Annotated in this window: 13 protein-coding genes; 9 read left to right on the top strand and 4 right to left on the bottom strand. The window is 70.2% G+C overall.

The features are described from left to right. The first annotated feature begins 68 nt into the window (after positions 1-68). The 3 genes from D7006_RS02450 to D7006_RS02460 all read left to right on the top strand — a co-directional run bounded on the left by D7006_RS02450 (position 69) and on the right by D7006_RS02460 (position 2,757). Positions 69-1,241: an ABC transporter substrate-binding protein gene (locus D7006_RS02450; RefSeq protein ID WP_169124696.1), complete on the top strand. Its 1,173-nt coding sequence runs from the start codon at positions 69-71 to the stop codon at positions 1,239-1,241. Between the two features lie 89 nt (positions 1,242-1,330). Beyond that, positions 1,331-2,014 (top strand): DUF2848 domain-containing protein, encoded by a 684-nt coding sequence (locus D7006_RS02455; protein WP_237355409.1) that lies wholly within the window; start codon positions 1,331-1,333, stop codon positions 2,012-2,014. 53 nt (positions 2,015-2,067) lie between these two features. Continuing rightward, entirely contained in the window at positions 2,068-2,757 is a 690-nt protein-coding gene (locus D7006_RS02460) for a GntR family transcriptional regulator (RefSeq protein WP_237355410.1), read from the top strand. A gap of 154 nt (positions 2,758-2,911) precedes the next feature. Here the strand turns inward: D7006_RS02460 and D7006_RS02465 are convergent, their stop codons facing one another. Both D7006_RS02465 and D7006_RS02470 read right to left on the bottom strand, forming a co-directional pair. Then, positions 2,912-3,619: a 4'-phosphopantetheinyl transferase superfamily protein gene (locus tag D7006_RS02465; RefSeq protein ID WP_237355411.1), complete on the bottom strand. Its 708-nt coding sequence runs from the start codon at positions 3,617-3,619 to the stop codon at positions 2,912-2,914. Further along, the gene (locus D7006_RS02470) at positions 3,612-4,313 is read right to left on the bottom strand and encodes a thioesterase II family protein (protein ID WP_229644976.1); all 702 of its coding nucleotides are present in this window, start codon (positions 4,311-4,313) and stop codon (positions 3,612-3,614) included. The genes D7006_RS02465 and D7006_RS02470 overlap by 8 nt, the downstream gene beginning before the upstream one ends. A gap of 293 nt (positions 4,314-4,606) precedes the next feature. Here D7006_RS02470 and D7006_RS02475 point away from each other — a divergent pair, with 293 nt between their 5' ends. The 5 genes from D7006_RS02475 to D7006_RS02495 all read left to right on the top strand — a co-directional run bounded on the left by D7006_RS02475 (position 4,607) and on the right by D7006_RS02495 (position 10,026). After that, positions 4,607-5,416 carry an ABC transporter permease gene (locus D7006_RS02475; protein ID WP_229644975.1) on the top strand — a complete coding sequence of 270 codons (810 nt, stop codon included), beginning with the start codon at positions 4,607-4,609 and terminating at the stop codon, positions 5,414-5,416. A 10-nt stretch (positions 5,417-5,426) separates the two neighbouring features. Then, complete coding sequence (locus D7006_RS02480; RefSeq protein ID WP_169124702.1) at positions 5,427-6,251, top strand: ABC transporter ATP-binding protein; 825 nt, start codon at positions 5,427-5,429, stop codon at positions 6,249-6,251. 88 nt (positions 6,252-6,339) lie between these two features. Continuing rightward, positions 6,340-7,752, top strand: coding sequence for an enolase (locus D7006_RS02485; RefSeq protein ID WP_237355412.1), 1,413 nt, complete (start codon positions 6,340-6,342; stop codon positions 7,750-7,752). 31 nt (positions 7,753-7,783) lie between these two features. Beyond that, on the top strand, positions 7,784-8,977 hold the full coding sequence (locus D7006_RS02490) for a dihydrodipicolinate synthase family protein (RefSeq protein ID WP_237355413.1): 1,194 nt from the start codon (positions 7,784-7,786) through the stop codon (positions 8,975-8,977). A gap of 80 nt (positions 8,978-9,057) precedes the next feature. Continuing rightward, positions 9,058-10,026, top strand: a complete 969-nt coding sequence (locus D7006_RS02495; RefSeq protein WP_237355414.1) for a hypothetical protein — start codon at positions 9,058-9,060, stop codon at positions 10,024-10,026. 6 nt (positions 10,027-10,032) lie between these two features. On the opposite strand, the gene D7006_RS02500 is transcribed toward D7006_RS02495, so the two are convergent. Then, on the bottom strand, positions 10,033-10,761 hold the full coding sequence (locus D7006_RS02500; protein ID WP_237355415.1) for an SGNH/GDSL hydrolase family protein: 729 nt from the start codon (positions 10,759-10,761) through the stop codon (positions 10,033-10,035). A 334-nt stretch (positions 10,762-11,095) separates the two neighbouring features. Between D7006_RS02500 and D7006_RS02505 the strand changes: the two genes are divergently transcribed. Further along, positions 11,096-11,527, top strand: a complete 432-nt coding sequence (locus D7006_RS02505; RefSeq protein ID WP_237355416.1) for an OsmC family protein — start codon at positions 11,096-11,098, stop codon at positions 11,525-11,527. Positions 11,528-11,677: 150 nt separating this feature from the next. Here D7006_RS02505 and D7006_RS02510 read toward each other — a convergent pair whose 3' ends face one another. Next, on the bottom strand, positions 11,678-12,691 hold the full coding sequence (locus D7006_RS02510; RefSeq protein WP_237355417.1) for an LLM class flavin-dependent oxidoreductase: 1,014 nt from the start codon (positions 12,689-12,691) through the stop codon (positions 11,678-11,680). Positions 12,692-12,749: the final 58 nt, after the last annotated feature.

The following is a 12,749-nucleotide window of genomic DNA, read 5'->3' on the forward strand; positions in this document are numbered from 1 at the left end:
GGCCCTCGGGTGAAGCCCGCGCGGCGATTGAGCGTGCGGGAAACAAGAGCCACAGAGGAGAACGGGACATGAAGAAGAGCGTGCTGTTCGGTGCCGGCCTTCTGGCGGCGCTGGTCGCCTCCGGCGCCGCGCGGGCCGAGGGCGAACTGGTCCTCGGCTACATGATGGCCAAGAGCGGCCCCTATGTGAGCCTCGCCAACACCAATGAGGTGGCCGTCGACATGGCGGTAGAGGAGATCAACGCCAAGGGCGGCATCAACGGCAAGAAGATCAAGGTGGTGAAGTTCGACACCGCCGGCGATCCCAAGCAGGCGACCACCGCGCTGCGCTCCTTCGCGCAGGATGCCGGCGCGCTCGCCGTCATCGGCCCGTTCTCGTCCTCGGAAGTGCGCACCACCTTCCCGGTGGGCGAGCGCGAGGGCCTCGCGCAGATGTCCATGGCCTCCTCGGCCCCGGGCCTCACCAAGGGCTTCACCTACGGCTTCCGCAACACCACGGACGAGGGCAAGGTCATCGACCAGGTGCTCGCCGCCATCAAGGACAAGAAGCTGCCCATGGCCTCGGGCGCTGCGGCCTATGCCACCGACGACGTGGTGTCCAAGTCCATCGGCACGGTGGTCGTGCCGAAGATGTTCGAGAAGTATGCGATCCCCTCCAAGGGCTCGGTGGACTTCCAGCTCGCCGCCTTCGATCTGTCGCCCCAGGTGGCGCAGCTGAAGCAGATGGCGCCGGATATCGTCGGCCTCGGCTCGCCGCCCGAAGGCGCGGTGAACCTCGCCAAGGAGCTGAAGCGCCAGGGCGTCTCCACCCGCATCATCGGCGGCACCACCATCGCCGATCCCGAGCTGCCCAAGCGCATGGACGGCGCCGGCGACAACCTCACCATCGGCACCACCTTCTTCCCCGAGGTGAACGACAAGACCAAGGCCTTCACCGCCGAGTTCGGCAAGCGCACCAAGGCCGCCGGCCTCAACCGCACCGACCCGAACCAGATGGACGCCTCGGTCTATGACATCGTCTACCTCTATTCGGAGGCGATGAAGCGGGCCAACGTGACCGGCGACAAGGCGAAGCTCGCCGAGGAGCGCGCCGCCATCCGCGACCAGCTCGCCAAGCTGAAGGACTATCAGGCCCTCGAAGGCGCCATCTCCTTCACCGACGGCGACGCCGTGAAGCCCGTCTACATCCTCGAGGTGAAGGGCGGAAAGTGGACCCTTCTCGACACGCGCACGCCGAACTGACCTCGGCCGAAGCGTGCGGCCGGCGCCTCCTTTCCCTCCCCCTTTCGGAGGCGCCGGTCTCTTCTCCTTTTCCTGAACGAGAGATCCCGATGGGCACCGAGCTCACCTTCACCCTCCATGCCGGCGGCGAGAGCCGCACCGAGACGCTCGCCATCCGCCACGCGGTGATCGCGGGCTGGACCGGCCGCGACAAGGTCGCGCTGGAAAAGCACATCGTGGAGCTGGAGGAACTGGGCGTCGCGCGCCCGGCCTCGACGCCCATCTATTACCGCGTCGCCGCGGCCCGCTTCACCACGGCGGGCGAGATCGAATCCACCGGCGCGGAGTCGTCCGGCGAGGTGGAGTTCATGATCCTTCAGGCTGATGGCCGCCGCTGGCTCGGCGTCGGCTCCGATCATACCGACCGCAAGGTCGAGACCTACGGCATCACCGTGTCCAAGCAGATGTGCGACAAGCCCGTCGCCGCCACCCTCTGGGCGCTGGACGAGGTGCTGCCGCACTGGGACAGCCTGCTCATCCGCTCCTATGCGGTCATCGACGGCGCGCGCGTGCTCTACCAGCAGGGCTCGGTGGCCGCCATGCTGCCGCCGGAGGAGATCATCGCCGGCTATGAGCCGGGCTTTGCGGACGGCACCGCCATGTTCTGCGGCACGCTCGCGGCCATCGGCGGCATCCGTCCCGCCGAGCGGTTCGAGTTCGAGATCGAGGATCCCGTGCTGGGCCGGATTATCCGTCATGGGTATGATGTGACCGTCCTTCTCGTTGCCGGCTGAGCGAGGGGCGGGGCCAAGGCAGAACGACCGGCACCGGTCAGGGGAGAGGCGCCATGCAGCTCGATGCGCGCGACGTGGGTCAGGAGATCTCCGAGGATGTCGGCCCGCCGCAGGTCCGCTCCCTCCGCGACACGGCCTATGACGTCATCAAGCAGCGCATCATCATGTGCGCCTTCCGCCCCGGCGAGGCGCTGAGCGAGGCGCAAGTGGCGGCCTCCCTCGGCCTCGGCCGCACGCCGGTGCGCCAGGCCTTCGACCGGCTGATGCGCGACGGCCTCGTGGAGGTGCTGCCGCGCAAAGGCATTATCGTGCGGCCCATCTCGCAGGACGAGGTGCGCGACATGGTGGAGGTGCGCCTCCTCAACGAGAGCTTCTGCGCCCGCCTCGCTGCCGAGCGGGCGGATGCGGGCGTCATCGCCGCTTTGAAGGAGAATGTGCGCCGGGGCTCCGCCGCCGCGGGGTCCGGGGACATCGTGGAACTGATGGCCCTCGACCGCGAATTCCACCTCACCATTTCCGGCGGCGCCCGCAATCCGGTGCTGGGCGAAATCCTGCGGAACCTGCACGAGCGGGCGCAGCGCGTGTGGTTCGTTTCCCTGCGCGACGTCGCCCACCACCGCCGCGTGGTGGACGAGCATGCCGCCATCGTCGACACGCTGGCCGCCCGCGACGCCGACGCCGCCGAACAGGCCACCCGCGCCCACATCCTCTCCTTCGCCGAAAACCTGACGCGCCAGCTCTGAACCCCTTTGAGCGCCGTCATCGCCCGGCTCGTCCGGGCGATCCACAGCTTGGCCGGGCGGGGTGTTCGCGGCCATTCACCGTGCGAACGGATGGGTGGATGCCCCGGACGAGCCGGGGCATGACGGTGTTGGTGGGAAGGGGTCGAAGCGCCCCCTACATCCGCTCCCACCCCGCCCCGGCGGAGAGGAACAGCATCGGCGCCTCCACCTCCACGGCGAAAGCGTAGGCGGCGGCGGGCAAAGCGCCGCTGCCGGTCAGGAAGGCGCGGCCGGCGCGCGCCACGAGGCCGCCGCCTTCAGGCAGGCGCACGCCCCGGGCATCTCCGGCAAGGCCCTCGCCCGTCGCCTTCAGCACCGCCTCCTTGCCGCACCACTGGCGCAGGGCCGCTGCGGCGCGGTCGCCCTCGGGGAGGGCGGACCAGCGGGCGCGGTCGTCGTCATGCATGAAATCGGGGGCGAGGCGGGTCCACAGATCGAGCCCGCGCGCCTTCTCCACATCGACGCCGATGGTGCCGCCGCGGGCGAGCCCCACCGCCACCCAGCTTCCGGAATGGGTGAGGTTGAAGTCGAGATCCGACGCGATGCCGAGCGCCGGCCGCCCGTTGGCGCCGCGCACCAGCGGCACGTCGGCGGGGGGAAGGCCGAGGGCGGCGCCCAGAAGGGTGCGCGCGAGGCTCCAGGCGGCGGTGCGGGCGGCGCGGTCGTCCGCCTTCACATGGCGGGCGATGCGCGTGGCCTCCCCGTCCGGCAGCGCGATGGAAAGGTCGGGATTCACAGGCGCATCGGCGACCCGCGCGATGGCGACAAGACTCGCGGCCGGTGCGAGGCGCGCGGCATCCACCGGCGAGGACGGATCAGGCACGGGCGGCGCGCCAGACGGAGAGGGTGCGCTTCAGCAAAGTGAGAAGGCGCTCCTCGTCGGAGCGCGTGAAGAAATGCCCGCCGGGCCACACCTCCACCGCCACCGGGCCGGCGATGTGCTCGCGCCAGGCTTCGAGGCTGGCGGCGGGGGTGGCGGGATCATCGGCGCCGCCGAGGATCACCGCCGGGCAGGCCAGTGCCGGGCCGGGGGTGAAGGCGTAGGTATCCACCATGCGGAAGTCCGCCTTCAGCGCCGGCAGCGTCATGGCGAGGATGTCGGGGCGGCGGAACAGCACCTCGGGCGTGCCGCCGAAGCGCTTCAGCTCCTCGATGAGCGCGGCATCGCTCATCAGATGCCGGTCGAGCCGGGGAAACGGCAGATGCGGCGCCGCGCGGCCGGAGAGCACCAGCCCGGCCACGGTGACGCCGTGGCGGGCGAGCGCTCGCGCCATCTCGAAGGCGAGCAGCGCGCCCATGGAATGGCCGTAGAGCGCCACCGGCACATGGCGATGGGCGAGGGGCGCGGCGATGTCCTCGGCCAGCGCCGCGAGGCTCGCGGGCACCGGCGCGCCGTGGCGGGAACCGCGGCCGGGAAGCTCGGGGCTGTCCACGGTGGCAAGGCCGGCGAGCGCGGCCTTCCAGCTGCGGTAGAGCACGGCGGAGCCGCCGGCATGGGGCAGGCAGACGAGGCGCACGGCTCAGGCGTCCCCGTTCCGGGGCGGTATCGTCCGTGTGTCTGGACAGCGACGCGGCATCGTGGAAGCCTCCCCTACCGAGATAAGCGGGAAAGGGCTGGCGGCTCAAGGCTCACGCTGCAGTGCGGCAAGAAAAGAAGCGGAAAAAGCGCCGCTCGCGTTACTGCGGTGCCGCCTCGACCAGGTCGGCATGGGCTTGACAACGGGCGCGCCGGGAAATGTAATTCACTAGTTAGTTAAAACGGGACCACAGAGTCCCGGCCGGGACAAAACGCTAAAGGGAGGAAGCCAGCATGGCGTCGCCGCGCCACAGGAATCCCGTGCTCGCCGTCATCGACGCGCCGTGGGCGAGGCCGGTGGGGCTGCTCGTGATCCTCATCGCGATCTGGGACATCTCGGTCCGCATCTTCCAGATCCCGGCCTATCTCATCCCCACCCCGTGGGACGTGATGATCGCCTTCCGCAACGATGGCGCCATGCTGGCGCGCGAGGCGGTGCCCACCACCATCGCGACGCTGGCCGGCTTCGCGCTCTCGGCGGCCATCGGCATTCCGCTCGCCATGCTGATCGCCGGATCGCGCACCATCGAGGCCTATCTCTACCCGCTGCTGGTGTTCTCCCAGTCCATCCCCAAGGTCGCCATCGCGCCTTTGTTCGTGGTGTGGTTCGGCTTCGGCATCGTGCCGAAGGTCATCTCCGCCTTCCTGCTCGGGGTGTTCCCGGTGGTGGTGGCCGGGGTGCAGGGCTTCAAGTCGGTGGAGGCGGACATGCGCGACCTCGCCCGCTCCATGAAGGCCTCGCGGCTCCAGACCTTCGCCATGGTGAGCCTGCCCCACGCCATGCCGGCCATCTTCGCCGGCCTGAAGGTGTCGGTGACGCTGGCGGTGGTGGGCGCGGTGGTGGGCGAGTTCGTGGGCTCGAATTCCGGCCTCGGCTTCGTGCTCCAGCGCTCCATCGGCAATTTCGAGCTGCCCACCATGTTCGCCGCCCTCATCGTGCTCGCGCTCATCGGCGTGGTGCTGTTCTGGGTGGTGGACCTCGTGGAGCGCCTGATCGTCCCGTGGCATGCGAGCCAGCGCCATGACGTCTTCGTCACCGTCTGAGGAGGGCGACATGGCCAGACCCAACACCCTGCGCGTGATCTCCCGCAACGAGGGTCCTTCGACCCGCCGTCGTCTCATCGACATCCGCGGCCTCGCCAAGACCTACCAGACCCGCGACGGCGAGGTGCCCTCGCTGAAGCCCATGGACCTCGACATCTCCGAGGGCGAGTTCATCTGCGTGGTCGGCCCCTCCGGCTGCGGCAAGTCCACCCTCCTGAAGCTGGTGGCCGGCCTCATCCCGGCCTCGGCGGGGGAAATCCTCATCGACGGCAAGGCCGTGACCGAGCCGCCGGACGATGTGGGCATCGTGTTCCAGAGCCCGGTCCTGCTCGCCTGGCGCACCGTGCTGCGCAACGTGATGCTGCCGGTGGAGGTGCGCCGGCTGGACCGCGCCAGCCATCTGGAGCGCGCCCGCCAGCTGCTCAACACGGCGGGGCTCAACGGCTTCGAGAACAAGTATCCCTGGCAGCTCTCCGGCGGCATGCAGCAGCGCGCCGCCATCTGCCGGGCGCTGGTGCACGACCCCAAGATCGTGCTCATGGACGAGCCGTTCGGCGCGCTGGACGCCATGACGCGCGAGAAGATGAACCTGGAACTCCAGCGCATCCAGTACGAGACGGGCAAGACCATCCTGCTCATCACCCACTCCATCCCCGAAGCGATCTTCCTCGCCGACCGGGTGGTGGTGATGACCGATCGCCCGGGCTCGGTGGCCGCCATCTATGACGTGCCGCTGCCCCGCCCGCGCGCGCTCGACATGATGGCGAGCCCCATCTTTGCCGAACTCGCCAAGACCATCCGCGGACATTTCTACGCCCGCGGCCATCTCGATTGAGGTGCCGCCGGCGCCGGTCGCACCGGTACCGGCGGACCTCGCTCCATCGCCGCGCGGGCCTGAGGCCCGCAGGACTGAGAGGACGAACATGCCCTTTCCGCGCATCACCATCCGCGAGGTGGAGATCGGCGAGCGGCTGATGCCCTTCGTCCGCCCGTTCCGCTTCGGCCCCTCAGTGGTGGAGACGGCGCCGCAGGCCTTCGTGAAGGTCGCGGCGGAGGTGGAGGGCTTCGGCCCGGCCACGGGCATGGCCGCCGAGATGATGATGCCGCGCTGGTTCGACAAGGCGCCGCACAAAAGCCCCCTTGACACCGTGGACGACCTGCGCCGGGGCCTCGCCCAGGCGGCGCGGGTCTATGCCAATGCGCTGCCTTCGAGCGCCTTCGGCCTGTCGGTGGCGGCGCGGGCGCCGCAGCTCATGTGGGGCAAGCGCGAAGGCGTGCCGCCGCTCGCCGCCGGCTTCGGCCCGGCGCTGCTCGACAAGGCGGTGCTGGACGCGCTGCTGAGGGCAATGGGCATCGGCCTCGTGGCCGGCCTCAAGGCCAATGTGATGGGGCTCGACGGGCGCCTCTCGCCCGACCTCTCCGCCGGGCAGATCGGTGGCTTCCTCGCCGCGCTCACGCCGGCCCCGGCGGTGGCGCTGCGCCACACGGTCGGCCTCATGGACCCGCTCGACGGCCCGCACGGCCTCGCCGCCGAGATCGCGGCGGCGCGCCTCGCCTTCTTCAAGATCAAGATCGGCGGGGACCTTCCCGCCGACATCGCCCGGCTGGAGGAGATCGCCGCCATCCTCGCCGCCTCGGCGCCGGGCTATGTGGCGACGCTGGACGCCAACGAGCAATACGACCCCGACCGCCTGATGGCCCTCGCCGAGGCGCTCGACGGCCCGCGCCTTGCCGCCTTCCGCGCGCGGCTCCTCTATGTGGAGCAGCCGTTCGACAGGGCGCAGACCTTCGCCGCGCCCCTGCCGCCGCTGGATGGCCTGCCGGTCATCATCGACGAGGCGGACGATGCGCCGGACGCCTTCCCGCGCGCGGCGGCGCTGGGGTATCGCGGCGTCTCCTCCAAGAGCTGCAAGGGGCTCTACAAGGCCATCCTCAACGCGGCGCGGGTGAAGGCGTGGAATGCGGGCGGGGCGCGCGCGCCCTTCCTCATCTCGGCGGAGGACCTCACCTGCCAGCCGGGCCTCGGCATCGAGCAGGACACGGCCCTCGTCGCCGCTTTGGGCCTCGCCCATGGCGAGCGCAACGGCCACCATTATGTGGAGGGCTTCGGCCCGGCGCCGGAGCGGGAGGCCCGCGCCTTCTTCGACGCCCATCCCGACCTCTACACCCAGCGCGGCGGGCGGCTCGGCCTCGATGTCTCGCGCGGGCTGCTGCCCACACGCAGCCTTCTGGAGGCGCCGGGCTTTGCCCGCGCCGCCGAGCCCGACTGGGCCAGCCTCACCCCCATCGCGCCGGCCGCGGTGCCCGAACCCATCCCGCACGGGACGCTCGCCTGAGCGCCCGCGCCGCCTTTTCAGGATCGCCCCCATGAACGAGCACGCCCGCGCCACCGCCCTTTCCATCCGCCTGCCCGTGGCAAGCGGAGGGCTGGAGACCTTCCGCCTCTCCGCCCCGCGCGATTTTCCCGCCCGCGCCTCCGGCCCCATGAACCGCATCGCCTTCTCCGCCGCACATGTGGTGGCGGACCCGCTGAAGGATTGCGACCCGTGGCTCGATGCCGCCATCGACTGGGACCGCACCATCGCCTACCGCGCCCGCCTGTGGGACCTCGGCCTCGGCGTCGCGGAAGCCATGGACACCGCCCAGCGCGGCATGGGGCTGGACTGGCCGACCTCGCTGGAATTGATCCGCCGCTCGGTGGAGGCGGCGAAGGCGCACGGGCCGGAGGCGCTGGTCTTCTCCGGCGCCGGCACCGACCATCTCGCCCCCGAGGCGGCGACATCGCTGGACGACGTGATCCGCGCCTATGAGGAGCAGATCGCGGCGGTGGAGAAGGTGGGCGGGCGCGTCATCCTCATGGCTTCGCGCGCGCTGGCCCGCGTGGCGAAGTCGCCGGAGGATTATGAGAAGGTCTATGCCCGCGTGCTGTCGCAGGTGTCGGCGCCGGTCATCATCCACTGGCTCGGCGACATGTTCGATCCCGCGCTCGCCGGCTACTGGGGCACGCGCGACCTCGACGTGGCCATGGACACGGCGGTCGCCGTCATCAACGCCAATACGGCGAAGATCGACGGCGTGAAGATCTCCCTCCTCGACAAGGACAAGGAGATCGTCATGCGCCGCCGCCTGGACCCGGCCGTGCGCATGTATACGGGCGACGATTTCAACTATGCGGAGCTGATCGCGGGCGACGCGCAGGGTTATTCCCACGCTTTGCTCGGCATCTTCGACGCCATCGCCCCGGCCGCCTCCGCCGCGCTCACCGCGCTGGCGGCGGGGGACACCGCGCGCTTCCACGACATCCTCGGGCCGACCGTGCCGCTGTCGCGGCACATCTTCAAGGCGCCGACGCGCTTCTACAAGACGGGCGTCGTCTTCATGGCCTACCTCAACGGCCACCAGGACCATTTCACCATGGTGGGCGGGCAGGAGAGCACCCGCTCCACCCAGCACCTCGCCGAGCTGTTCCGGCTCGCCGACGCGGCCGGCCTCCTCACCGATCCGGACCTTGCGGTGACGCGCATGAAAGCGGTGCTCGCCGTGCGCGGTGTGGAGGGATAATCCCCGCGACTTCAGGCGCTTCCGCCACGCTCGTGCTTGTGCCACCTTCCCGCCATCGAAAGGCAGGGGAGGGGGCTGTCATGCGCATCAACCTGGATGCGGATCAGCAGGACGCGGCGCTTGGTGCCATGCTCTGGGTGTCGCAGGCGCGGGGCGCGGCGGCGGTGACGCCGGCCGACCGCCACACCATCGCCGCCGCCGCCGAGGTGGTGTTCGGCCGACCGCCCGGCGGGTCCTTGCCGGGGCCTGTCGATCCCGCCGGCCTCGCGGCGCGGCTCCGGGGCCCCGCTGCGGCCGAGGCCATGCGGCTCATCACCGTGGTTGCGCTGGTGGATGGCAGCATCGATGCCGCCCGCATCGACCGGCTCGTCGCGTGCGCGCAGGCCGCCGGGCTCGGCGGCGCAGACTATGTGCGCGATCTCGCCGAGGCGGCCCACGGCCATCTCCATGCAGCACTCGGATGCATGATCCGGGCGAACATGGAGAGCGTCACCGGTCGCCCCTGGAGCGGCAACGTCACGAGCGACGTGGCCGCCTATCTCCTGCCTTACAACGACAAGCCGGACCCCGCGCTCGCCGCCCGCTTCCATGCGCTGGAGCACCTGCCGCCGGAGAGCTTCGGCAACCACTTCTTCCACCATTTCCGCGACAACGGATACGCCTTCCCCGGCGAGCCGAACGGCCTCTCCGCCGTGTTCTGCGTGCCGCACGATTCCTGCCACGTGCTGGCGGGCTACGACACGACGCCGCCCGGGGAAATCCTGGTCTCCACCTTCACCGCCGCCATGCACCCGAAGAATTCCATGGCGGCCCATGTGCTGCCGGTGATCGTGAGCTGGCATCTCGGCATCAAGCTGAACGATGTCGCCGCCTCGGCCACCGGCGCGCTCAAGCCCGGTGCCTTCTTCGAGGCGTGGGAGCGCGGGGCGGGCATGAATACGGACCTCTTCGCGCCGGGCTGGGACTTCTTCGCCGTGGTCGCGGAGGACATCGACGCCCTGCGGGCCCGCTACGCCATCGTGCCCCGGCGCTTCCCCCTCGACGCCTGAGCCGGATCAGCGGCAGGCGGCCGAGAACAGGCGCGCCCGCCACAGCAGGGCGCCGGCGCGGCTCGGATGGATGCCGTCCGTGGTCGAGACCGATTGCGGCGCCGGCACCACCACCGCGCCCGTCTCGGCGCCGATGGCGCGGATGGCGGCGTTCTGCTGCGCCACGTAGGACTGGTCCAGCATGTCCGCATAGGGCGAGCGGCCGTGCTCCACCGGGTTCACCTCCACCAGCACCAATTGGCTGCCGGGAAAGCGGGAGATGATCTCGCGATAGAGCGTCCGCCACTCGGCGATGGAATGCTTCGGCTTCACGGCATCGTTGGCGCCGATGGCGATCACCACACGGGCGGGCTGCAGGTGGCTTTCCAGCGATCCGGCGCGGGAGACGAGATCGTCGATCTTGTCGCCGGGCACGGCGGCGTTCAGCACCTCTTCGCCGCACAGGCTGCGCGGGGCGGCCTGATAGGTGATGCTGTCGCCGATGGCGAGCACCGGGGCATTGCTCAAGCGGGCGCGCACATCCGCCTCCAAAGCGATGCGGGCGCGCAGGGGAATCTGGTGCACGGCCAGCGCCACGAGCGCGGCCGCAAGGCCTGCCACCGCGAGGGCCACGAGCCAGGGCCTGAGGCGCGCCCGTTGGCGGGCCGAGAGGGTCGGCGCAAGAGCGAGAGCGAAACGGCTGCGGGCGGGCAAAGGCCGGCTGCCAGCATCCTGCTGGCCGGGACAAAAGCTCATGGGGCTTCACCTTTCATCTGGAAGGCAACGCCCGGAACACCGTTTGGTGTCCGGTCGCCGCGCCGGGTGCCGCCCCTCTGGTCCAAACAAATCCGCCTGTGTCCCGTGCCGCGCCGCCGCAAAGCGGGGCCCCTCGGAACGCTCCCCATTGTCACGGCCGAGATGTCGCAAGTTGGACCGCGCTGCGACTTTTGATGTCGCGGGTGTGAACGAATGTTTCCGTTTCGCACGATGGCGAAATGAACGTTTTGGCCCCCTCGGACGTTCCTCCCTCCGCAGGCACTGCAAAGCCCAAGCGCACCCCTGCGCGGGCCATCAGAGCGAGGAGACGACCATGGCGATCGTGCGCAGCGGTTCGGCGGAATGGAGCGGCGGCATCAAGGACGGGCGGGGCAAGATCTCCACCGAGAGCGGGGCGCTGGCCGGCTTCCCCTACGGCTTCGCCAGCCGCTTCGAGGGCCAGCGCGGCAGCAATCCCGAGGAACTGCTCGGCGCGGCCCATGCCGCCTGCTTCACCATGGCGCTCTCCCTCATCCTCGGCGAGGCGGGCCTCACCGCCACGCAGCTGGAGACCACGGCGAAGGTGTCGCTGGAGAAGCAGGACGCCGGCTTTGCCATCACCCAGGTGGACCTCACCCTCGTCGGCACCGTGCCCGGCGCGACGCCGGAGCAGTTCGCCGAGCTGGCCGGCAAGGCCAAGGCGAACTGCCCGCTGTCCAAGGTGATCCGCGCCAACATCACGCTGGACGCCAAGCTGGCGGGGTGATGCCAATAGATTGAGCCGTCATCGCCCGGCGCGTCCGGGCGATCCACGGTTGGGCTGGGTCGGGTCTTGGGGCATTGCTCCGGCGGACGGGTGGACCGCCCGGACGCGCCGGGCGATGACGGGCGGAGAGGGATGGCGGCGTCCGGCCGCTCACACCACCGCCGCCGCGTCCGCTTCCGCCCTTTCGCCCGCCACTTCCGCGATCATGCGGTAGGAGGCGAGGCGCTTGTCGTGGTCGAACACGTCGGAGACGATCATCACCTCGTCCACGCCGGTCTCGCGCACGAAGGCGGCGACGCCCTCACGCACGCGCTCCGGGCCGCCGATGACCGAACGCGCGAGGAAACGCTGGGCCTGCGCCTTCTCCATGGGGGTCCAATAGTCCTCGATGTCGTCGATGGGCGGCTTGGAGAGGCCCCGCGCGCCGCGGAAGATGTCGGCCACAGACATCTGCTGGGTGGTGGCGAGGCGGCGCGCCTCGGCGTCCGTCTCCGCCGCGATGACGTTCAGGGCGGCCATGGAATAGGGCTTGGCGAGCACGTCCGAGGGCTTGAAGCGCGCGCGGTAGATGTCCAGCGCCGGCAGGAGGTCGGCCGGGGCGAAGTGGGAGGCGAAGGCGTAGGGCAGACCGAGGGCCGCCGCGAGCTGGGCGCCGTAGGTGCTGGAACCCAAAATCCAGAGCGGCACCTGCGTCCCCGTCGCCGGCACGGCAAACAGCGTCTGGCCGGGCTGGGCGGGGCCGAGATAGGCCTCCAGCTCCTGCACGTCCTGGGGGAAATTGTCGGAATTGGTGAGCGAACGGCGCAGCGCCCGCATGGTCATCTGGTCGGTGCCCGGCGCGCGGCCGAGGCCGAGGTCGATGCGGCCGGGGAAGAGATGCTCCAGCGTGCCGAACTGCTCGGCGATGACGAGGGGCGCATGGTTGGGCAGCATGATGCCGCCCGCGCCCACCCGGATGCGCCTGGTGCCCGCCGCGATATGGGCGATGACCACCGCCGTGGCGGCGCTGGCGATGCCCTGCATGTTGTGATGCTCGGCCACCCAGAAGCGGCGATAGCCCCAGTCTTCCGCATGGGCGGCGAGGTCGCGGGCATTGTCCAAGGCCTGACGGGGGCCGAACCCCTCCCGCACCCGGACGAGATCAAGAATGGAAAGCTGGGCCATCAACTGCCTCGTCCGCCCCCGAACGACATATGGCCGTGAGATAGGGAGCGCGGGGGCG

The organism is Xanthobacter sp. YC-JY1, assembly GCF_021730305.1.
Classification (GTDB): domain Bacteria; phylum Pseudomonadota; class Alphaproteobacteria; order Rhizobiales; family Xanthobacteraceae; genus Xanthobacter; species Xanthobacter flavus.